Raw genomic sequence first — 20,453 nt, forward strand, 5'->3', positions numbered from 1 at the left:
GCAATACCTTTACTGTGGTTGCCACATTTTGATTGCTTCCATTAATGGGTCTGGAGCAATCTCAACATCATGACGAATAACCCTAGCGTGACGGGTATCTTCGAGCAGCAACCTTTGCGAATCAGCAATAATTGATTCTAACCGACCATTCTTCTCAAACATTCTTTGGTTTAAGGCGATGTCTCCCTTTTTTAGTCCACTATATCCCTTTGCCACAGCCTCTAATGTTTGATTGGTCTGATTAGCGATCACCCCAAATACAAGGTTAGGATTATTTTCTACACCTTGGATTGCGTCAAACCAAGCTAAAATGAATTTTACCAGACTTTCCCTATGAATGCTGACTTTTTTTGAGCTGACGGCTAGACAATCCACAACTAAGCTATCGACATCAGCCGTATCAAAAATAACTTTTAAATCAGCATTTTTAATTGTCTCACCCAATAACGGCTCCCACATTACGGCCGCATCAACTTTCCCCTGTTGCAAAAGTTCGGCTCCGCGTTCATTAGATACATCGACTATTTCCACATCTTGGGGTTTGATCATTCCCGATTGAAGTGCCTGTAACAGGATCAAATGGGCGACTGTACCGAGTTTAGCACTGACTTTTCTGCCCTTGAGGTCTTTAATTGATGGGACATTTGACCTTGCCACGATCGCATCGGAGCCAGATGAAAGATCAGCAACGAGGATTACCGCAGGTCGATCATTGGCAGGGTCGATCTGCATCAATTCCCATAGAGTCACAAAACTCATGTCCTGAGCGCCGCGAATTGTTGCCCGAATATTGTCCTGTTGATTGTTAAACTTGGTAATCTCAACCTGAATGCCACGTTTCTCAAATAGTTTCGCCTCTTGAGCATAAAGGGCGATCGCATAGCCAGGCCAATTATTCATGCCTAAGCGCAAGACTGGTAAAGCCTGAGCGTTAACGCAACCATTGACGACAAATATCGTGGTCACGAGCATGGCGCTAACTAGCCAAACTTTAGTGAAGGTAATAGATACTAAGTAATTGTGGAATAAATAATTACGGAATAAGGATGAGGAATATTTGAGTTGCTGGGATAAAAACTCAACTGATTTTCGCAGCATAAATTTTTTTGCTTGCTATAGATCCATGTTACTCGGAGTTTATCCCAAAGTACAAAACGGTATCGCTATGGTTTATCTATATTTATCTATATTATTTATCTATATTTATGTGTTTATGTGTTTATGTTTTCCAAAACTATTGCCGATTACAGCCAAATGTCATGAATCTTACAAAATTCATTGCCCATGCGATCGCTATAATTAGGTCAGCCCCCATTGCTCCAGTTGATTTTCTTTTAATAACGACAACGACACCATGCTAGAGACGGTAAACACATCAGAGCAGTCTTCACCACAATATCAGGATTTGCCAGAAAATCCGCCAGAGCGAAATCTCAGTAGCGGCGAGGCGATCGCCAGTCCTGCGGATCAGGATGAACTTGAGACGATTGACGATGTGGAGATGTCTTTGTTTGATCATTTAGAAGAACTGCGATCGCGCATTTTTTATGCCCTGATTGCGATTTTCTTGGGCATAGTCGTTTGCTTTATATTTGTTAACAAAATTGTGGCAGTTCTGGAAATACCTGCACAGGGGGTCAAGTTCTTGCAACTTGCCCCAGGGGAATATTTCTTTGTCTCCGTCAAAGTTGCTGGCTATAGTGGCATCCTGTTGTCTAGTCCTGCCATCCTCTATCAAATTGTGCGCTTTGTCTTACCAGGACTGACCCGCCGCGAAAAACGGGCGATCGCTCCCATTGTCTTTGGCTCCAGTATTTTATTTGTCCTTGGCATCGTTTTTGCATACCAATTACTGATCCCTGCGGCGCTAAACTTCTTTATTAGCTATGGTGGTGATGTGGTTGAGCAGTTTTGGTCAATCGATCGCTATTTTGAATTTGTATTGTTACTGCTATTCAGTACAGGTTTAGCCTTTCAGATTCCTGTGATCCAAGCACTATTGGCAATTATTGGGATCGTTAATTCGGAGCGGATGTTGGCGGGTTGGCGCTATGTGGTTTTAGGCGCAGTGATCCTTGGAGCCGTGCTGACCCCATCCACTGACCCCATGACCCAGAGTCTCTTAGCGGGTGCGGTGGGAATGTTGTATTTCGGTGGCATTTTTATTGTCAAGGCGATCGGCAAGTAATCGGCAAGTAATTGGCAAATAATTGGCAAATAATATGTCTCACCCTAATAATGCGATTTATATTTACGACACGACCCTGCGGGATGGTACACAGCGCGAAGGGCTGTCTGTATCCCTAGAGGACAAAATCCATATTGCCACCAAGCTGGATCGGTTGGGGGTGGCTTTTATTGAAGGGGGCTGGGCGGGGGCAAATCCTAAGGATGCCGAATTTTTTCAAAGGATGCAGACACAACCCCTCCACCATGCCGAATTAGTCGTATTCTGCTCCACTCGTCGCGCCCATCTGACGGCGGCAACCGATCCTATGCTTGTGCCGATCTTGGCGGCTAAGACCAAATGGGTTACGGTTTTTGGTAAATCTTGGGATCTCCATGTCACTGAAGGGTTACGCACCACCCTCGCCGAAAATTTGGCGATGATCCAAGATACGATCGCCTATCTCAAAGGATGCGATCGCCGCCTCATCTACGATGCCGAACATTGGTTTGACGGCTACAAACACAATCCTGAATATGCCCTTTTAACCCTCAAAACTGCCCTAGAAGCAGGGGCGGAATGGTTTGTTCTCTGTGATACTAATGGCGGAACCCTACCCCATGACATAGCAAGAATTATCAATATTGTCTATGAGTCTCTCAAAACATGGCATGGCGGCAAAATTCCGCAAATTGGCATCCATACTCACAATGACTCTGGGCTTGCCGTTGCCAATGCCCTCACTGCCGTTCAACATGGCGCAACCATGGTACAAGGCACAATTAATGGCTATGGTGAGCGCTGTGGCAATGCTAATCTCTGCACCGTCATGCCCAACTTGCAACTAAAAATGGGATATAGGTGCATTGAGCCAGAGCAATTGAGCCAGCTCACCGAGCTATCCCGTCAGGTCAGCGAAATTGTCAATCTTGCTCCCGATGACCATGCCCCCTTTGTCGGTGCTTCGGCGTTTGCCCATAAGGGCGGTATCCATGTCAGTGCCGTACAGCGCAACCCCATCACCTACGAGCATATTGCCCCCGAAAGCATTGGTAATCATCGCCGCATCGTCATTTCCGATCAGGCAGGGCTGAGCAATATTATTGCCAAGGTGGAAAATTTTGGCATTTGCTTGAGAAAGGAGGATGGAGCCTGTCGCCAAATCTTGCAAAAAACCAAGGAACTGGAACAAATTGGGTATCAATTTGAATCTGCTGAAGCCAGTTTTGAACTGCTAGTACGTGAAGCTTTGGGCGATCGCCCCAAATTCTTTGCCATTAAAAATTTCTATGTATATTGCTCAAGTGATACTAAACATCTCACGGGTTCTGTTAACTCACAGGCAACCGTAAAAGTCGTGGTTAATGATGTCGAGCAGCTTACCGCCGCCGAGGGCAGTGGGCCTGTTGCCGCTCTCGATTTGGCATTACGCAAAGCCTTAATCAACTTCTATCCAGAAATCGCAAATTTCTATCTGACCGATTACAAAGTACGGATTCTTAATAGCGAATTGGGAACCCATGCCACCACTAGGGTCTTAATTGAATTTAGTAATGGCAAACGCCGATGGTCAACCGCAGGTGTTTCCGACAATATCATTGATGCCTCTTGCAAAGCGATCGGTGAAGGCTTGGAATATGGTTTGCTATCAGCAGTGCGCTATAGTCCTATGCTGACAACAAAACCATTTTAAAGTTTTTGATGTGTAGTGATTTAAGCATTAGGCGATCGCAAAACCGTTATATTGACGCATAAAGGGAGCATGGTAAGCCAACACGATGTCAGTTTTGGGGATGCCTTGATCGGTGAGTTCATTGGCAACGCCGATCTCAGTGCTGTCATATTGAATCCAGATTTTGCCATCTTCTATATCTATATGGATTAAGGCTCCAAAGACTCGCCGATCGCCTTGCCAACCAGTACGCAGCAGTTGATAGCGATCGCGCTCTCGATCAAATACTAACTTCATCGCAATTTCGCCATAGACAGGTTTAACTTGGCTATGTTCGGTAAGAATTTCTTGAATAATTTGGCGATACTGTTCTAGTTTATCTCCAGTTTGAATGTTATAGACTAAAAGAAGAATTTGTTGGTCTTGAACGATTTCTGTAGAGTTTTAGGCGATCGCATATCCAGTGTAGGGACGAACTTCAGGTTCATGAAAGCCGAGTACGATGTCTGTTTTGGGAATACCAGCTTTGACAAGTTCATCGGTAATGCCATCTTCGGTTCCGTCATATTGCACCCAGACTTTGCCATTGACAATTTCGATATGTAGCAAAACGCTATGCAGATGCTGCTGATGGTTCCAGCCTTCAAAAAGAATAATGTATTGGTCTGTGTCTGAGTCAAAGGCGGCGCGATTTTTGCCATTGACGTTGGCATAGGTAATACTGGTATAGGGTTTGAGGGTATTACGGATAATTTGACGATAGGTATTTAGTCGATCCATCGGGTGATAACCTCTTTGTCTGGGTTGAATGTGAACAGTTTTAGAACTTGGTTTTCTAAAAGGATTTTGCCGATTTCTTTTGCTGGCATATAATTTGTTTTTCTTTTTTACTTTTACCTTTTTACTTGATCAATCCTCGCTCGACATCGCGATCGCCATTAAGCGCATTGAGTTTGAGGTGATCGCCAATTATCGAAAACACAAAAAATATTATTAATGATCATAATACTTGTAGGGGCAGAGCATTCCCACAGAGATTTATGATATTTCAGACCATTTTAAATTGGGAATGCTCTGCCCTAAACCTCGCAACGTAGAGACAATTTATTTTTATCTGGAATCTCATAACGCGGGGATAATTTGTTGGTGAATGGCGAAGAGGGTTGAGCATTTGCGGATCGAGATTTTGGTGATGAGTTTGGGAATTGTGACACAAATGCTCAACCCCTACAGGTTTTTATCCTACCAACTGCCCCATTTCGATGCTGACGCTATCAAAGCGGTTGTCGCTGGGATGATAAGAAAGGAGTTCTATGCCAATTGGTTCTCCGTTATCCGCGTCTTTAATTAGGATGATGCCATTGCCTAGTTCGGTGCAGATCTGATTTGTGCGTGGGGCTTGCCAGAACACGGTCAAGAGTTCCATTTCTGGTTCGTAGTAGATTTTCACTTGTGCCATAGTAGTTCTCCTTCTTTGATTGCGTCGGTTTGATAAGCAGTGATCAAAAATCCGTCTCCGTTTAAGCGTTTGGCTACGGCGACAACCCATCGTTTGGCTTTGAGGACTGCATAAAACAATAGTATATTTTCATCTCGGCTACTGCGATGAATTTCGTCTGGGTTGGCGAGTGCTTGTTGTACTTCTAGTTCCAGATTGGCTATATCAGGATGTTTGACGATTACTTTTTGCCAATATTCTTCTGAGGTGCGAACGGTTAAGCCAAGAGGGGTTAAGATTTCAAATTTGTTCATTTTATCAATCCTGTTCGCACATCGCGATCGCCATTAAGCGCATTGAGTTTGAGGCGATCGCTAACTATGAGAAATATGGTGAGAATATAGATTTAAGTAATCTTCTGAGTTCAAACTGTTGCATATCCTGTATATTGCCGTAAATAAGCAGGTTGCAGACCTATCACGATATCTTCTTTAGGCACTCCTTGATTAACTAGAGCTTCAGCAATATCTATTTCTGTATTGTTGGCTTGAATCCAAATTTTTTCTGCTTTAATGTCGAGATGCATTGAGCAGCCATGGATACGTCTTTCTTTATCCCAACCAATTGCTAGTACTTGATATCGATCTTGTTCTATATCAAATATGGTTTGCATTTCAATTTCGCCATTTGCTGGTTTATAAGAGGCGTATTGGCGAAGAAATTTTTTGATGATGTTACGGTAGTTGTGAATTTTTTCTAGATTGTCCATGTGATGATTACCTCCTTTTTGACATCATAAACTAAAACATCAAGCTGACATTCTTTGATAACCATGCGTGGAAATTCTTTTTTAAAGAAGGTTTCATAGGCAGTGTTGGGAATTGCTAAAAATATTTTATATTCTGGATAGGTGAATTTTAGACCTATTCTATAGTTAATAAATTGCCCAACTGCCAAATGAAAATCATTAAGAGATGAGTTGCCAATAAAGCTTTTAACTTCTACGGCAATTTTTTGATTATCACGCTCAGCAGCAATTAATCTTTCTGCACCAAGGTCAATATAAAGTTCTGAATCTCCAACTTTTAGGGATAATGGATCATCTGTAATTTTCCAACCGTCTTTGATTAGAGCGTTTTTAACCACATCATGAAATAAGTCTTTTGCCATTACTTTTTACTTTTACCTTTTTACTTTTTACTTGACGCACATCCCGATCGCTTTTGAATGTGCATAGTATTATCATGCCAGTTTCCTTGTTTTACTTTTTATTTGTAAATTTGGAAGAGGAATATCATCGCCACATTCCCAAGCTGTTTCTAGCCAAGCGTGTTTGGCTTCTTGAATGTTGGCAACTGCTTCTTCGAGGCTGTCACCTTGAGAAAGACAACCGACTAAATCGACAATCATCACGGTGTAGCCGCCATCAGGTTCGGGGTAAAGGGTGATGGGGTAGTTGAGATTGAGGTATTCTTCTAGGGTTTTAGGTTTGGTCTGGGTTTTCATGATTTTAGTCTTCTAGATTTAGTAGTTTTATGACTTGCTGAACGTATACTCCTTTCACCATTTCGCCACCTTGTTTCGGGATGGTTATTTTTAGTCCTGCCGAATTACGAAATGTATGATGACTTCCTTTTACACTTTTTTCTTCAAAATCAAATGCTTCCAAGAGATACTGTACGTCATCAAATCGGACTTCTGGCGGATCTCTTAAAAATTGCGCTATCAGTTTTTCAAGTTTGCTCATGGCTCATACAGTCAACAAGAGAATATATATTTAAGTAATTTTCTGCACAAAGCGTTCAAATGATGGACATTTCTTCGCAATTTTTTCGAATTTGGATATATTTTTGGCAATTATGTCTGCATGAATGAGGTCATTGTATTTTTTGCCAGTGTTTTCTTCAAATAGTTTGGTTAAGGTCTTTTTAGGATTGGTTCCACCATTAGGGGATTTTCTAATTGTTACGGGATGGGCTGTGGTTGATAAGACGCTTGAGAGTGCGGTTAGATCGTAGAGAAACCATTCTTCAAGCTCTGGCTCGATGCAAATTAGATAAACATTTGCAGAGGTCACACCAGCATTTGCAAGGGTATTTTGAATTGCTTGACGATCTTCTTTGCGACAGGGCTTTTGTTTTTTTTCGCGCCATGCTGGATAAAGATCCCAAACGATGAGAATACGATCGCAGCCTTGTTTGATTAATTGAGCCGCCACCTTACCGCAATTGGTGATTAAGTTGGGTTTGTTGTCTAAAGTGACGCTGATAATCTGAATATCTGGCTTAATCTGACGGGCAAACCTTTCGCATACTTTTTTGTCTGCTCCTTGCGGTCCACACTCAAAAATCATCCCTATTTTCAAGATATTCCCTCCTGATTTAATTGTCCCATTGTGTAAAGTTTGCCGATGCTAAATTGTTCTGTCCATTCTTGGAGAGATTTTTGATCAGCAGGACGGGTGAATAGGGGTTGTCCTTGGCTATCTCTCTCCACCATCACGATCTGAGATATGGTCAATAGGTCAAGCAGGTATGGGGAATGGGTGGTGATGATGATTTGCGATCGCCCTGATGTAACTGCGTTACGGATTTCTTCTACGATCAGGTGAATAGTGCGTGGATCGAGTCCATTTTCGATTTCTTCAATGACAATTAATGGCGGTGGTGTGGGATGACGTAAGACGGCTAACAGGGCTAGCACTCGCAGGGTTCCAGTGGAAAGCAACCAACCAGGCACTTTAAAATCTGATTCAGTTAGTTGAAGATAGACATTTCGTTCTAGTTCTGAAGTAATCGCTGGTTGTAAATCAGTTGCGTATGGTAGAACATATTGCAATGTTTCGATAATGCCATTAAAAGAGGCTTTGTTGAGGTTATAAATATTTAGGAGATACTCGGCAATGTTTGAACCATCTTTGGATAAATGAACTTGTCCACCTGTACGTTTTTGCGGTAAGGGAAATCCCATTGTGTATGGGTTTAAGTTTAAAAACTGCCAATGGGAAAGATTTTGATACAGATTTGCGTGAAATTTTCGATCTAAGGAAATTAAAGAAAGATCATCTGGTAGTCTTTCTGGATAAAAGTTTTGATGCTCATCTGTGGAAGCAAATGAGGTTCGGTCAATTATTCTTTTGCTTGCTCCTTTTTCACTAATTGTGATGGTTTCTGCTTGGATAAATTGTTCGTTCCCTCCTGCTCCAAGATTAATTGTCATGGCAGTATGATAATTCTGCCATGCTAAGTTAAATTCGATTGGGTTAGTTTCATAGGGGCGATCGCCATTGGATTTGTGGAGGTTATGTGGAACCGCTTTGTTACGAATATGCTCAAAACCTCGCCAAGGCAGCATGGCTTCGTGCAATCCAGACTCAATGATTATTTTATAGGTTTCTAAGCCTTCGATAATGCTGCTTTTTCCTGAGCCATTGTTACCGATAAAAACAGTAAGTGGGGTAAGACGAATTTTTTTACTGTCTTGGATTGATTTAAAGTTTTTGATTCGGATCGATTTAAGCATAAAAGAATTATAGGTAAAGTAATTGTACTCATTTTACACTTTATCTTTAGGGCATCTCTAAAAATAGGAATAGACAGTACAAGGGATTTGAGGAATCGGGACAGAGATGTACTACAATAATAAAGAGATAGAAGAGGCTAAAAAGCAATGCAGGATAGGCAGACAAATATTTTTGATTTTGAAAAGTACGAAGTAAAACACAGCAGCTTTAAAAATTCACTATTAGAATTAAACAAAATCATCGACTGGGCATCATTTCTGCCAATTCTGAATGAAGCATTTAAGAAAGAGAAGAAAAGTACAGGAGGTAGAAAACCCTACGACCGCATCCTGATGTTGAAGATCCTGATTCTGCAAAGCCAATACAACTTGTCCGATGACCAGACAGAGTATCAAATCTATGACCGCAGAAGCTTTAGAGAATTTCTAGGACTGAGCATCGGAGATGAAATTCCAGATGCAAAGACAATCTGGCTATTTAAAGACAAACTAGCAAAGAAAGGGACAGTGGAAAAGTTGTTTAAGCACTTTGGAGAACAACTGAACGGCAACGGATATAGAGCGCAGAAAGGACAGATCATTGATGCCAGTATTATTCCCGTACCAAAACAAAGAAATAGTCGGGAAGAAAATGCTCAGATCAAGGAAGGTGAGATCCCCGAAGCATGGAAAGAACAGCCAAATAAACTAGAGCAGAAAGATACTGATGCAAGATGGACAAAGAAAAACGACATCAGCTACTACGGCTACAAGAACCATGTGGATATTGATGTCAAACACAAATTGATTAGGGAGTATGAAGTAACCGATGCGGCTGTTCATGACTCGCAGGTAGTCGATGCGATTATCGACCCACACAATACCAATGCTGACGTTTATGCTGATAGCGCCTATCGTTCCGTCGCCCAAGAAGAGAAGTTTGCGGCTGATGGTTATCGCAGTAAGGTACATCACAAGGGTACAAAATCTAAACCACTGTCAGAATTCAAGCAAGAGGTGAATCATCATCGCTCCAAAGTCAGAGCAAAGGTGGAGCATATATTTGGTAATCAAATGATGATGATGGGAAGTAAGCTGATGCGTTGTATTGGTATGTCCAGAGCTAAGGCTTGCATTGGTTTACGCAATCTAGTTTACAATATGCATCGATTTGTATTTTTGACTAAGTTGAAGGTAACATCGGCTTAGAACAAGGGATTATTCTGTCTCCAAAGCAGGAATAATCGCGAAGTTAGAGATACATTGTCAAATTTAAAGAGATAGTATATCTAACATCAGAAAATATCCATGATAATGTCTTGTTATTTGGTTAATTAATTGCTCTTGATTTTCATGTTTACCTCTCTTTCTCTTTTTTAGAGATGCCCTTTAATCAATCCTGTACGGACATCGCGATAAGCATTAAGCGCATTGAGTTTGACGGGATCGGGGACGATGGGGAATGTGGTGAGAATATATTGAAATTCTTCTTCGGTGAGTCCGTAGATGTGGGCGATGATGCCATCGAGTTCGGCTCTGAGCTTGCCGCGTTCTATCTCGTTGGTTACGCCGTAGTTGCCCTCACCCCCAGCCCCTCTCCCAAGGGGGGAGAGGGGAGTAAGAGAAGATTCTTGTCCCCCCTCTCCCGTCTTGGGAGAGGGGGCTAGGGGGTGAGGGGCTTTTGGTGCTAGTCCGACTTCCTTAGCTAACTCATCAAATTCGGGTGTGGTGCAGATGAGTTTGGCGGCGCGGGTTACTATTGCATCAAACCATTTGTCGCCTTTTTGGAGACGAGGAACTTGAGTATTGTAAACAAAGAAAAAATTGATATTTGCTGTTACTTTCATTCTCAATAGAAAGTCATAGACAAAGCTATTCCAAATAGAACATAAAATAAGAATCTCTGCGTATGAGGTAATTAAATCGCCTTTTGCATCAACCATGTTAACAGTCTGTAAATTCTCAATACATAGTTTAGGTGGGATAACTGTAGATATCATGGTTCTTATGTCAGTATTTCTCGCAATTTTACGGAATCCTAAACGATAAACTTGATAATCTAGTTTTTGCCCAATATCTGCATTTTTTCCTAAAATAGTTTTTCTAGCATCTTTTTCTGACATCCAAAATCTTACTTCAGGATTAAAATAAGCATTGAATTGATGAATCATTTTTCCTTCTAAAAGAGGTAAAAGATTTTTAGCAGGTTCATCTTTGATATATTCACGATCTAAATCTGGCGCTATTTCTCTTGAGAATTTAAGATTTTTATACAGAGAATTATCTGCATCAAACGTTGGATGTTTTGCAATTTTGTTCATGATCTGATATTCAATCTCGCCCTTAAACTCCATGATTGACAAAGAATCTGGTGATAACTTGCGGATGAGAGGAATGTCTAAACGAATATCATCGGGCGTAGGAAAATTGGCTAACTCAGTGACATCATGACGCATAAAGCGTGTAGGGAAAGACTCGGTTTTACTGCCTTTCTCGAAAGTGAGAATGATAAATTTAAAACGACTATCCACACCTTCAAAAATTGCTTTACGATTCTCAAAACAGAATAAACCTGTAATTTCCGTTTCACTAAACAACATCTCGCGTAACTGCTTAGTTCCTAAATCTGTATAAATCCCGCTAGGAATCACGATCCCACATTCACCACCCTTTCGCAACAAATGATAACAACGCTCTAGAAACAGCTTATAGAGATTAATATCCGTCCCTGCCTTCTTGCCATTCACAATTGAAATTTGATTTTTATAATCCTCAGCCGAGCGAAAATAGGAACTAACATAAGGGAACTTGCTCTGATACTCTAGCCAAGCGATCGCCACATCAGGAGATTCTAAAAGCTTCTTCTGTTCCTTCTCAAAGGTTTTAATATCCATTTTATTCTTCGTCACCAACTCGCTATGGTGAGCAAAAAATTCCTTAGCCTGTGGCTTAAAAATCTCCCAAGGCGGATTAGCAATAATCGCATCAAACCCGCCGCGTTCAAACACCCTATCGAAATGATAACCCCAATGAAACGGCTCCAAAACATTAATATCATTGATATTGAGAACCCGTTTGATCGGTTTACCCGTTAACTGCGCCTCCTCAAACTTAATCTTTAAATTACTGCTAAATTCATTCAGCAATAAATCATTTAGTTTAACCTGCGACTCAGTATTTAGCTTTTCGATCTGATTCCGCAATTCTGCAACACTTGATTCCTGTGACCTATGATCAGGATTTCGTTGAGAATCTGATAGAAAAGAATGTTTTTTGTACAAAGCAATATCGCGATTCTTCTCATTCAAAATTTGGTTATAGAGATCGCTAGTCCACTGATTTTCTAAAGTTCCTTGACTTCCTTTAGCAAAAGCATCGGCATTAACCCTGATCAATCCAATCAAAGAATTCCCAGCCATGATATTAAAATCGATATTCGGCAAAGGTTCCAACTCATCAACCTTCTTCGCAGAAGCCACTAAAGCCAGAAATAACCGCAATTTCGCAATCTCTGTCGCCTCCTGCATGATATCCACACCATAGAGATTATCCGTAATAATCCGCTTCTTGATGTAGTAATCGAGGGAAGGATGGGAATTTGCTTCATCGAGCCATTTTTTAAGACCCTCACCCCCAGCCCCTCTCCCAAGGGGGGAGAGGGGAGTAAGAGAAGATTCGGGATCTTGTTCCCCCTCGCCCTTTTTGGGAGAGGGGGCTAGGGGGTGAGGGTCTTCGACAAACCGCCGCGCCTGACTAACCACCGTTGCATAAACCCCGATCAAAGTCTTCATCGCCGCCACTAGAAAAGCCCCTGACCCACAGGCAGGATCAAGCAAAGTTAGATTTGGCAGGATGTGATTTAGGAGGCGATCGCATAAATTAGCATCTAATCTCAGCAATAACTCATTAAGATTACTGTCAGCCTTACCCGCAACCTTATCTAAAATCAACTTATTAATCGTGCGATCGCAGAGATATTCCGTAATCTCTGGACGAGTATAGTAAGCCCCAAACTCCTTTTGGTTAATATACTTCTCAAAAATGTAACCCAACACATCAGGATTAATCTCATCATCCTTCCCTTCAGGCGTATCATCGAGATTCCATGAATAGCGCGAAAACAAATCTAAAACCTGCTCAAAGGCGCGATCGCTAATACTAATATTGGGATATTGCTTCTCTAATCCATGGGGCAAAAATAAACCCCCATTCAAATAGCGAATTTTACCAATTTTCTTTTTAACATCATCAGCGCGATCGCCCTCTGGCTTACCAAAGCCCTCAAAAAATAACGGCTGCAAAAATTCTCGATAAAAACAATCATCACCCGTTTGTTTACTCACTTTCAGCTTATTTTGCAAATACAACTCATCGCCATTATCCAAAAAATATTTGCGCTGTAAAAAGTACACAAACATCAAACGATTCAACAAAATAGAAGCATACCAACGGCGATCGCTTTCAAGTTCAATATTCTCAATTAACTCCAAAAAATCCCCATGTAAGTCTTGAAACTCACTAAAAAATTTCTTAGTTACGCGATCGATATCAAAGCTATCCCTCAGCCGCCGCGCCGCCGTGATTACCGATACAGTTCCCTTATCCCAATCACTAATATCAACAACCAACGCCCCCAACTTACTCAAAAACAAATCGCCAGATTGCCCCTTCACATATAAATGATCGCGGCGATATTGCTTAGTCCCCTCCCGTTTCACCCAATACCACAGACTTTTCTGGCGATCGCCATCCAAAAAAATCACCAAATTCTCCAGCGCTAACTTGCAAATCTCCTTATGCACATTCGCTCGCACCTTACCATCAGGAATCTCCCCATCCTCAGCCGTCACCTCTAAAACCAACACCCCCGCCAACTCCGCCACACCCCTACGATAAAAAGTTTTCCCATCACATTTAAAAGCGATCGCGCCACCACTAGGCGGATTCGACCAGCCCAACTCCTCAATAAACAAACTCGAAAAATCAAAATCCTGTAAATATTGACGCGACTTTTTGAGATTAATTGCCATGATTACCAGATTGTTTCTACATGAGGATAATTTAAAATCTTGCTATCACAAGTCACCAATGGAATTTGATAACGCCTAGCGATCGCCACCAAAATTCTATCAGCAGGATCTTTGTGAAATAGTTCAGGCAATAAGCTACTAGCGATCGCATCTATTGGAGAAAGTGGTTCAACGATAATTCCTGAATGACTTTGAGCTAACTGATACCATTCATCAATTGGAAGTGGAATGGTTAATTTGCCAAGACTAACTTTAACAGCTATTTCCCATACAGAGATAGCGGAAATCAACAAGCTATCCTGATTTTGTTCAGCATGAATCGCCGACAGTGCCTTTTCTGACAATTGGCTGGGATTATGAAGTAACCATAACCAAACATGAGTATCCAGTAAAATCATTCGCTTAACGCTTCCCAAAGCTCAGGCATTGGCTCATCAAAATCATCTGCGATCGTAATAGGCATCCCCAAAAGTGGGTAATGCCTATTACGAGAAATTTTATAAGGAATAATCCGTGCTAAAGGTGTTCCATTACGAGTAATGACAATTTCAGATTGGTTGACTGAAATTTGATTAACAATTGCAGCAAGGGAAGGATCAATTTCCTGCAAGTTCAGATATTGCATACCTGTTTTTCTATGAGACTAACTTTTATAATTATACTGTTTGCTTATGATCTATTTATGAAAACTTTAGTAAATTAAACACATCCTGTACCGACAACTGCCAATCCTCAAAAATTTCTAACATTGGCAAAATGTCCATACCATGATGACTATTAAACCCATTATCCGTAAAAGTCAAAATCACATCCTCCATAGAATCTACCAACCAAGCCAACTTAGTCCCATGCAAAAGCGCTAACTTGATTTTGGCAATCAACAAAGTCACCGACTGCTCAGGCGAAAGAACTTCAATCAACCAATCAGGCGCAACCTTAATCAGAGCATTAGAAATTTCGTCATTCTCATCAATCAAAATGCGATCGCTTACAAATACAGAAATATCAGGAACGATCATCGCATCACTCATCACAAAATCTAATTCCAGAAAAGCACTAGCCAAGCGATCGCCTCTTCTTTTCTGATTAATTAGACTCGTCAACTCACCTTGCAAAACACTGTGATGCATATTGGGCATTGGTTTCTGAAAAATTCTGCCATTGAAATACTCACTCGCAGGTTTTGTCTCTGGTAAAGCCAGAAACTCCTCAAGGGAAAGTGTACTTGTGCTTTTTTTTAGGGCGATCGTCATAATTTAAATCTCCATACTTTTATTTTACTCCAAATCTTCATTAATATCATCAGGAAAATTAGCATCAAGAATCTGCGCGATCGCATAGGGACAATCAGTTGGTAATAGCTTCTTTTTAAGTTTTGTTTCCGAAAGCACTAAACCCAATCCTAATAAAAATCCATCTTGCACAGCCGTATCTAAATAGGGTTTCAAGCTCGGATTATTTGTTAATAGCTTCTTGATTGCGCGTCTTTGATTACTAATCGTCACCTGCCAACTACGCGATCGCTTATTTGGTTGATATTGCCATTTTAAAAGATGCCCAATTAACACACCCAACCGATTTTCTAGCTCCTGTCTTTCCTGCCTACCCAAAGATGCGATCTCCTCAGCTAAGTTTTCTAAATCCAAACCTTGCAACTTACCTAAAGCCAAAAGCTGCGACTGCTCAACCGTCCATTGATAAAAATCTGTTTCATATAATCCAGCCATAACTTTTACCTTTTTACTTTTACCTTTTTACTTGTCAAGCGATCGCATATCCAGATACTTTACGGATATAGACAGGCTGAAAACCGATCACAATATCTTCTCGCGGGACACCTTTCTCAACGAGAGCTTGACCAATATCTAATTCCGTATTATTAGCTTGAATCCAGATTTTGCCATTTTTAATATCTAAGTGCATCGAACAACCGTAAACCCGTATTTTTTGATCCCAACCCACACCTAACACTTGATAGTGATCATGTTCTGTATCTGACAGAAACTGCATCTCGATCTCGCCGTGAGAAGGTTTATATGACGCATATTGTCCCAAAATCTCTTTGATGATGGCGCGATACTTAGCGGTTTTTTCTAGATTTTCCATGTGATGATTACCTCATTTTCGATATCGTAGACAAAGATTTCCAATTGATATTCGGCAATGACCATATAGGCAAACTCCTTTTGGAAGAAGCTTGCATAAGCAGTATTGGGGACTGCTAAAAATAGTTTGCGCGTTCTGGCTCTCTTACTTTTAATGCTACTCGATAGTTAAGAAACTGCCCGATCGCCAGATGAAAATCCGTTAGTGATGACGGATTGATAAAACTTTTGATCTCCACGGCAATTTTTTCATTATTACGTTCCGCAGCAATGAGTTTTTCGGCTCCAAGATCTATATAAAATTCAACGCCTCCAACTTTCAAGAAAAATGGATCGTCTGTAATCTGCCAACCATCTTTGATGAGGGCATTTTTGACTGCATCATGAAATAAATCTTGTGCCATAAATTCCACATTTACTAATATTGAAAAATTCCCATCGAACAAATAATCTGTGGCTCCTGCTCATGCTCTTCTTCTGAAATTATACAAAGAAGATGATCAGTGCGGAGAGCCAAAACTAAATCTGCCAACTGCTGATCATCAATGCCATCTTTAAACCTACTGCTCAAAGTATTGATCGCTGATTGGCGCAACGGATAGCGATAAATCTCATCGATCGCCTTGTCTAAATCGGTGGGAACTAATAGAGGATTACGCTCTAGTTCATGATCTAGATAGCGCTTGAGCCGTTCATAGGTGCGATATCTTGCACCCTTAACACTACCAAGCTGACCACCTGTACTTTTCTCCTCCTTAACTAGCATGATCGCTGCTTGCCTCACTAACTCATGATGGTTTGCATCTCTTGGTATCGCTGGAGTATTCGGCTCACAGGCAGCTAATTTGAGGATCGCCAATTGCGATTGCGTCACACTATAACCATTGCGATCGACATAAGCTAAAGCATCATTCCCTTCTGCCGTGCGAACATAGAGCAGCACCCCTTCAGGCTTAGTGATCTCTGGCGTATGCGATCGCGTGGAGTAGGAAACATTCGACAATGACTCCACAATCTTTTTGAGTTCGGGATTGCGATCGGTGGCATTTTTCCAAATCTGAAAAGCCTCAGAAGTCAGGTCTACTTCATTATCCTCATCATCATCAATAATTCCTGTCTTTTCGTTATACAGATCTCGCACAATTTGATCGGCATCTCCCTCAAAAAAAGCCTCATCCGTACCCACCACTTCCGCATTTTGATCCAAACGCTGACGTAAACGGCTTCTTAGATTAATCAACTTTTCAACACCATCCGCAGGTAAAAAAGAATAACAGAGAATTTCTTCTGACTCCTGACCAATGCGATCGATCCGTCCTGCCCGTTGGATTAGGCGAATGATTGCCCAAGGTAGATCGTAATTAATAATCATGTCGCAATCTTGTAAGTTTTGACCTTCACTAAGTACATCCGTGGCAATCAACACCCGCAATTCCTGATCTTTGGGGATTTTATGACTTTTGTTATTGCTTTTAGGACTAAATCGATAGGCGAGTTCGGTCGGGTTAGGCGTGTTACCTGTAACGATCGCCAATTTATCAATCCCAAACTTGGGTAGCTGCTCACCCAAATATTTAGCGGTGTCCGCAAACTGGGTAAAAATCAACACCTTGCGATCGCTATGTTCGACTTTCAGCAAATTAACAAGGGAAGCTAATTTACAATCTTGCTCAGATTTCCATTCAGGACATAGATTGAGAACCCTAGTCAAGGCTTGAGCATCCGCTAATAAAGCCGTTTTTAGCTCTGGTTTGAACAAACTTGCCCGAATCCATTTAAACCGCTTTTTGTATTTGCTCCCATAGAGTTTATAGACCGTAGCAGCACGGTCAAGATAATTCATTGTAATTGTGCGCGATTCTTCTTCCACATCGCTGCTAGAGTTCCCCTCTGCTTCGATCTCAAATTCTGTCGATACTAATGAATCCGAATCTTCATCAGCATTGCGCGTATCTAAAAGCTCTGCATCCTGCGTGCCAATGGGAATATCTAACCCGTTATTAATGGCATGGAGGTAAACATAGTTGCGTAAAATATGGCGATCGAGGGACTGTAAAAACGCAAATCCACTACTTTCTAGACGCTTAAATAAATTAGTCCGACAAAATCCCATCAACCGCCGCCCCGCATGGGAAAGATTATCTAAAATCTTCTGCTCACCCTCCGATATCTCCAAATCTACCGTCTTTCCTTTTCCTTTTTCCTTTTTCCTTTTTCCTTCCAAAACAAAGTTGCCTAACCCATAGCGCGGTAAATTTAGCTCATTGATCACATCCACCACGCGATCGGAATAAAGCAAAGCATAGGGATCGCCCTCATCCCCCAGCCCCTTCTCCCAAGTAGGGAGAAGGGGAGCAAGAGAATCGTTCTTATTCCCCTCTCCCAAGGGGGGAGAGGGGCTAGGGGTGAGGGTCTTAATCGAAAACTCCGCAGTCTTCGGAATTCGTTTGGGGAAATACGACACCTTTCCATCAGGAAATTCTAGATATTTTCTTCCTTGAGAATCAGTCTTAGCATAGTTATTTTTGATGAAGCTGCGAGTCCGCCGAATCATAAATAATTTCATCAAGTCCCGCCAATCATCGGCATACTCACTCAAGTTAAAAGCTTTCAGCGATCGCTCTTCCCCTTGCAACCGATTCCGAAACTCAGTCTCCCCAAGTTCTTGAATATATCGCTCAGGACGAATTCCTAGATTGCGATCCTCATCGATAAATAATTGAAACTGTGCCGACAAATCCAGATAGCCTTTGTTGTAGGGCGTGGCGGTTAATAGAATACATTTACTGCCATTGATTTCAATATATTCTTGAATCGCTCGATAGCGCCGCCCTTGCCGATTTCGTAAATTATGACTTTCATCAATCAGCACCACCCGATAGCGCCGTAACTCTTTCAACTCTTCCAACACTCGACTAATGGGCATTACCTTCGCAATTAAGCGATATTCCGCCACATAGTCTTCCCACATTGGCACAAGATTCTTAGGGCAAATAATCAAAGTTTCTAAAAATGAATCATCCTGTAAAACCCTTGCCAATGCGGTCGCAATAATCGTCTTACCAAGTCCCACCACATCGGCAATCATCACCCCGCCATGTTTATTCACATGATGCGCCGCAATTTTTACCGCCGCCGCCTGAAAGTCAAATAAGCGAAACTCCTTTGGCAATCGATATTCTAACATCCCTGCTCTCGCCTCCTGTGATAGGTGATAAACCATTTTTAGATAAATGTGATAGGGCGGTATCAGTGTTTCCCTAGCCCAACTTTCATCAATAATTTGCGCTAGTTCTTGCGAAATATCCACACAGAATTTATCTGTCCATTTGTCCTCAAACCAAGTTTCTAAAGTCTCTGTATTCTTGCGATCGTTAACATCGATATTTAATTCACCCTGCTTAGACAGTCCTGATAGCGTGAGATTACTACTCCCTAAATAAGCCATACGTGGTGTTATTTCAGGCAGATAAATTAGATAAAGCTTGGCATGGAGAGTATGTCGAGCAAATAATTTCACCGTTACTTTCCCAGCTTTTATTTGAGCGCTCAACCTTCGTAATGCTGCTTCGTCTTGATTATTTGGTGCGCCAAAACTTAACTGCGATCGAAATTCTTCGACATACTTGCGTTTGATGCGATTAACTTCTGCCAAATCAACTTTATTTTCTGTATTGGCAAAGCTTAATAACGTATGTAGTTCATCTTTTGGTAATTTCTGCATTCCCACCAATAGGCGACAACGTGCGTCATCCGTCCCTGCAAACTGCTCGATCTTGTCTTCAAGCGATCGCCATCCCCTCAGATTGACATAACCCACACAAAAATCTGCCCGAATTCCCTTATCTAGAGTTCTGCGTAACTCTGGTAGTAAAGGGTTCTGCATATTGTCAAAAATTTCTGGCATTGTTGTGTTCTCCCACAGCTCTGGTACAACTAAACTCCTCATTGACTATAGGCTGATAGCCTTCGCCAAAAACAACAGCCTGTCTAAATTTAACAACATAGTCAAAAAAACTAGGCTAAATGTGTCCAAAAATGTCTAACCTTGTAAGTGTTTACACGGTGTAAGTTAGTCGTAGTGTCTTGTATTGCCTAATCCAAGGTGTCGGAATCGAACCGACATATCAACGATTATGAGTCTATGACTAACTAGGCTGAAAGTATTTGCTAGAGATAGCTACAGATTTCTATATCTTCTATGATAGTCATTTGATAGTCAAACTGCTATATATCTGTTTTTATTTGTGGCTGAGTGCTTCTTTTATTTTGGTTTGTGTTTCTTCGATGATTGTAATGATCTTTTTAAGTTGAGACTCACTTAGTACAGCTTCATTAGCTAAGATTTCCACTGCCTGACCGATCGCCATAGGTCTTGCAAAAAACATCTCAAGGACTCTTACAGGGCATCTCCTATAATTATTTAGATCTGCGTTAAGCAATACTACGGACAAAATTGGTCAGAGATAGAGCCGTAAGAGCAAAGCTTGTGGAAATTAGGGTGTAATTTAATCGAAGTAAGGTCTAAATCTAACAGGGA

22 protein-coding genes and 1 pseudogene are annotated in these 20,453 nt (G+C 41.3%); 3 read left to right on the plus strand and 20 right to left on the minus strand.

Going from position 1 to position 20,453, the window contains the following annotated elements; genetic code table 11:
* Positions 1-9 precede the first annotated feature (9 nt).
* Positions 10-1,098, minus strand: a complete 1,089-nt coding sequence (locus H6F44_RS08540; RefSeq protein WP_190350532.1) for an ABC transporter substrate-binding protein — start codon at positions 1,096-1,098, stop codon at positions 10-12.
* Positions 1,099-1,354: 256 nt separating this feature from the next.
* Between H6F44_RS08540 and tatC the strand changes: the two genes are divergently transcribed.
* Together tatC and cimA are read left to right on the plus strand one after the other, a co-directional pair.
* Positions 1,355-2,188: a twin-arginine translocase subunit TatC gene (gene tatC, locus H6F44_RS08545; RefSeq protein ID WP_190350533.1), complete on the plus strand. Its 834-nt coding sequence runs from the start codon at positions 1,355-1,357 to the stop codon at positions 2,186-2,188.
* 34 nt (positions 2,189-2,222) lie between these two features.
* A complete protein-coding gene (gene cimA / locus H6F44_RS08550) occupies positions 2,223-3,860 on the plus strand; it encodes a citramalate synthase (protein WP_190350534.1) in 1,638 nt (545 codons plus the stop codon).
* A 27-nt stretch (positions 3,861-3,887) separates the two neighbouring features.
* Here cimA and H6F44_RS08555 read toward each other — a convergent pair whose 3' ends face one another.
* From H6F44_RS08555 to H6F44_RS08600, 10 genes are all read right to left on the minus strand, one after another.
* On the minus strand, positions 3,888-4,271 hold the full coding sequence (locus tag H6F44_RS08555) for a XisI protein (protein ID WP_322096189.1): 384 nt from the start codon (positions 4,269-4,271) through the stop codon (positions 3,888-3,890).
* A 12-nt stretch (positions 4,272-4,283) separates the two neighbouring features.
* Complete coding sequence (locus H6F44_RS08560) at positions 4,284-4,619, minus strand: XisI protein (protein ID WP_190350535.1); 336 nt, start codon at positions 4,617-4,619, stop codon at positions 4,284-4,286.
* Positions 4,620-5,076: 457 nt separating this feature from the next.
* Complete coding sequence (locus tag H6F44_RS08565) at positions 5,077-5,298, minus strand: hypothetical protein (protein ID WP_190350536.1); 222 nt, start codon at positions 5,296-5,298, stop codon at positions 5,077-5,079.
* Positions 5,286-5,591, minus strand: coding sequence for a hypothetical protein (locus H6F44_RS08570; protein ID WP_190350537.1), 306 nt, complete (start codon positions 5,589-5,591; stop codon positions 5,286-5,288). Before H6F44_RS08570 ends, H6F44_RS08565 begins: the two co-directional genes overlap by 13 nt.
* A 110-nt stretch (positions 5,592-5,701) precedes the next feature.
* Positions 5,702-6,046 carry a XisI protein gene (locus H6F44_RS08575; RefSeq protein ID WP_190350538.1) on the minus strand — a complete coding sequence of 115 codons (345 nt, stop codon included), beginning with the start codon at positions 6,044-6,046 and terminating at the stop codon, positions 5,702-5,704.
* Positions 6,034-6,447, minus strand: coding sequence for a XisH family protein (locus H6F44_RS08580; RefSeq protein WP_190350539.1), 414 nt, complete (start codon positions 6,445-6,447; stop codon positions 6,034-6,036). Before H6F44_RS08580 ends, H6F44_RS08575 begins: the two co-directional genes overlap by 13 nt.
* A gap of 72 nt (positions 6,448-6,519) precedes the next feature.
* Positions 6,520-6,783, minus strand: a complete 264-nt coding sequence (locus H6F44_RS08585; RefSeq protein WP_190350540.1) for a type II toxin-antitoxin system HicB family antitoxin — start codon at positions 6,781-6,783, stop codon at positions 6,520-6,522.
* Between the two features lie 4 nt (positions 6,784-6,787).
* A complete protein-coding gene (locus tag H6F44_RS08590; protein ID WP_190350541.1) occupies positions 6,788-7,024 on the minus strand; it encodes a type II toxin-antitoxin system HicA family toxin in 237 nt (78 codons plus the stop codon).
* 30 nt (positions 7,025-7,054) lie between these two features.
* Positions 7,055-7,642 carry a DUF4276 family protein gene (locus tag H6F44_RS08595; protein WP_242016499.1) on the minus strand — a complete coding sequence of 196 codons (588 nt, stop codon included), beginning with the start codon at positions 7,640-7,642 and terminating at the stop codon, positions 7,055-7,057.
* A complete protein-coding gene (locus H6F44_RS08600) occupies positions 7,639-8,799 on the minus strand; it encodes an AAA family ATPase (RefSeq protein WP_190350542.1) in 1,161 nt (386 codons plus the stop codon). The genes H6F44_RS08595 and H6F44_RS08600 overlap by 4 nt, the downstream gene beginning before the upstream one ends.
* Before the next feature lie 147 nt (positions 8,800-8,946).
* Here H6F44_RS08600 and H6F44_RS08605 point away from each other — a divergent pair, with 147 nt between their 5' ends.
* The gene (locus H6F44_RS08605) at positions 8,947-9,987 is read left to right on the plus strand and encodes an IS5 family transposase (RefSeq protein ID WP_190350543.1); all 1,041 of its coding nucleotides are present in this window, start codon (positions 8,947-8,949) and stop codon (positions 9,985-9,987) included.
* A 167-nt stretch (positions 9,988-10,154) separates the two neighbouring features.
* Here H6F44_RS08605 and H6F44_RS08610 read toward each other — a convergent pair whose 3' ends face one another.
* The 9 genes and pseudogenes from H6F44_RS08610 to H6F44_RS08650 form a co-directional block, all read right to left on the minus strand.
* Complete coding sequence (locus H6F44_RS08610; RefSeq protein WP_190350544.1) at positions 10,155-13,808, minus strand: Eco57I restriction-modification methylase domain-containing protein; 3,654 nt, start codon at positions 13,806-13,808, stop codon at positions 10,155-10,157.
* 2 nt (positions 13,809-13,810) lie between these two features.
* The gene (locus tag H6F44_RS08615; protein ID WP_190350545.1) at positions 13,811-14,206 is read right to left on the minus strand and encodes a type II toxin-antitoxin system VapC family toxin; all 396 of its coding nucleotides are present in this window, start codon (positions 14,204-14,206) and stop codon (positions 13,811-13,813) included.
* Positions 14,203-14,433: a type II toxin-antitoxin system Phd/YefM family antitoxin gene (locus tag H6F44_RS08620; protein WP_190350546.1), complete on the minus strand. Its 231-nt coding sequence runs from the start codon at positions 14,431-14,433 to the stop codon at positions 14,203-14,205. Before H6F44_RS08620 ends, H6F44_RS08615 begins: the two co-directional genes overlap by 4 nt.
* Before the next feature lie 55 nt (positions 14,434-14,488).
* Positions 14,489-15,061: a Uma2 family endonuclease gene (locus tag H6F44_RS08625; RefSeq protein WP_190350547.1), complete on the minus strand. Its 573-nt coding sequence runs from the start codon at positions 15,059-15,061 to the stop codon at positions 14,489-14,491.
* A 24-nt stretch (positions 15,062-15,085) separates the two neighbouring features.
* Positions 15,086-15,535, minus strand: coding sequence for a DUF29 domain-containing protein (locus tag H6F44_RS08630; RefSeq protein ID WP_190350548.1), 450 nt, complete (start codon positions 15,533-15,535; stop codon positions 15,086-15,088).
* 34 nt (positions 15,536-15,569) lie between these two features.
* Positions 15,570-15,914 carry a XisI protein gene (locus H6F44_RS08635; protein ID WP_190350549.1) on the minus strand — a complete coding sequence of 115 codons (345 nt, stop codon included), beginning with the start codon at positions 15,912-15,914 and terminating at the stop codon, positions 15,570-15,572.
* Positions 15,902-16,317 (minus strand): annotated as a pseudogene (locus tag H6F44_RS08640) (element excision factor XisH family protein). The gene H6F44_RS08635 and the pseudogene H6F44_RS08640 overlap by 13 nt, the downstream one beginning before the upstream one ends.
* A 14-nt stretch (positions 16,318-16,331) precedes the next feature.
* Positions 16,332-19,820 (minus strand): helicase-related protein, encoded by a 3,489-nt coding sequence (locus H6F44_RS08645; protein ID WP_190350550.1) that lies wholly within the window; start codon positions 19,818-19,820, stop codon positions 16,332-16,334.
* Between the two features lie 334 nt (positions 19,821-20,154).
* On the minus strand, positions 20,155-20,301 hold the full coding sequence (locus H6F44_RS08650; protein ID WP_190350551.1) for a hypothetical protein: 147 nt from the start codon (positions 20,299-20,301) through the stop codon (positions 20,155-20,157).
* Positions 20,302-20,453 lie beyond the last annotated feature (152 nt).

The organism is Pseudanabaena cinerea FACHB-1277 (assembly GCF_014696345.1).
GTDB lineage: Bacteria > Cyanobacteriota > Cyanobacteriia > Pseudanabaenales > Pseudanabaenaceae > Pseudanabaena > Pseudanabaena cinerea.

What these genes read in the sequence shown, in the direction of transcription:
- H6F44_RS08600 (WP_190350542.1), bottom strand. Translation starts at nt 8,799, where the DNA reads ATGCTTAAATCGATCCGAATCAAAAACTTTAAATCAATCCAAGACAGT.
- H6F44_RS08625 (WP_190350547.1), bottom strand. Translation starts at nt 15,061, where the DNA reads ATGACGATCGCCCTAAAAAAAAGCACAAGTACACTTTCCCTTGAGGAG.
- H6F44_RS08570 (WP_190350537.1), bottom strand. Translation starts at nt 5,591, where the DNA reads ATGAACAAATTTGAAATCTTAACCCCTCTTGGCTTAACCGTTCGCACC.
- H6F44_RS08560 (WP_190350535.1), bottom strand. Translation starts at nt 4,619, where the DNA reads ATGGATCGACTAAATACCTATCGTCAAATTATCCGTAATACCCTCAAA.
- tatC (WP_190350533.1), top strand. Translation starts at nt 1,355, where the DNA reads ATGCTAGAGACGGTAAACACATCAGAGCAGTCTTCACCACAATATCAG.
- H6F44_RS08585 (WP_190350540.1), bottom strand. Translation starts at nt 6,783, where the DNA reads ATGAAAACCCAGACCAAACCTAAAACCCTAGAAGAATACCTCAATCTC.
- H6F44_RS08650 (WP_190350551.1), bottom strand. Translation starts at nt 20,301, where the DNA reads ATGTTTTTTGCAAGACCTATGGCGATCGGTCAGGCAGTGGAAATCTTA.
- cimA (WP_190350534.1), top strand. Translation starts at nt 2,223, where the DNA reads ATGTCTCACCCTAATAATGCGATTTATATTTACGACACGACCCTGCGG.
- H6F44_RS08620 (WP_190350546.1), bottom strand. Translation starts at nt 14,433, where the DNA reads ATGCAATATCTGAACTTGCAGGAAATTGATCCTTCCCTTGCTGCAATT.
- H6F44_RS08590 (WP_190350541.1), bottom strand. Translation starts at nt 7,024, where the DNA reads ATGAGCAAACTTGAAAAACTGATAGCGCAATTTTTAAGAGATCCGCCA.
- H6F44_RS08610 (WP_190350544.1), bottom strand. Translation starts at nt 13,808, where the DNA reads ATGGCAATTAATCTCAAAAAGTCGCGTCAATATTTACAGGATTTTGAT.
- H6F44_RS08605 (WP_190350543.1), top strand. Translation starts at nt 8,947, where the DNA reads ATGCAGGATAGGCAGACAAATATTTTTGATTTTGAAAAGTACGAAGTA.
- H6F44_RS08635 (WP_190350549.1), bottom strand. Translation starts at nt 15,914, where the DNA reads ATGGAAAATCTAGAAAAAACCGCTAAGTATCGCGCCATCATCAAAGAG.
- H6F44_RS08645 (WP_190350550.1), bottom strand. Translation starts at nt 19,820, where the DNA reads ATGCCAGAAATTTTTGACAATATGCAGAACCCTTTACTACCAGAGTTA.
- H6F44_RS08615 (WP_190350545.1), bottom strand. Translation starts at nt 14,206, where the DNA reads ATGATTTTACTGGATACTCATGTTTGGTTATGGTTACTTCATAATCCC.
- H6F44_RS08540 (WP_190350532.1), bottom strand. Translation starts at nt 1,098, where the DNA reads ATGCTGCGAAAATCAGTTGAGTTTTTATCCCAGCAACTCAAATATTCC.
- H6F44_RS08565 (WP_190350536.1), bottom strand. Translation starts at nt 5,298, where the DNA reads ATGGCACAAGTGAAAATCTACTACGAACCAGAAATGGAACTCTTGACC.
- H6F44_RS08575 (WP_190350538.1), bottom strand. Translation starts at nt 6,046, where the DNA reads ATGGACAATCTAGAAAAAATTCACAACTACCGTAACATCATCAAAAAA.
- H6F44_RS08630 (WP_190350548.1), bottom strand. Translation starts at nt 15,535, where the DNA reads ATGGCTGGATTATATGAAACAGATTTTTATCAATGGACGGTTGAGCAG.
- H6F44_RS08580 (WP_190350539.1), bottom strand. Translation starts at nt 6,447, where the DNA reads ATGGCAAAAGACTTATTTCATGATGTGGTTAAAAACGCTCTAATCAAA.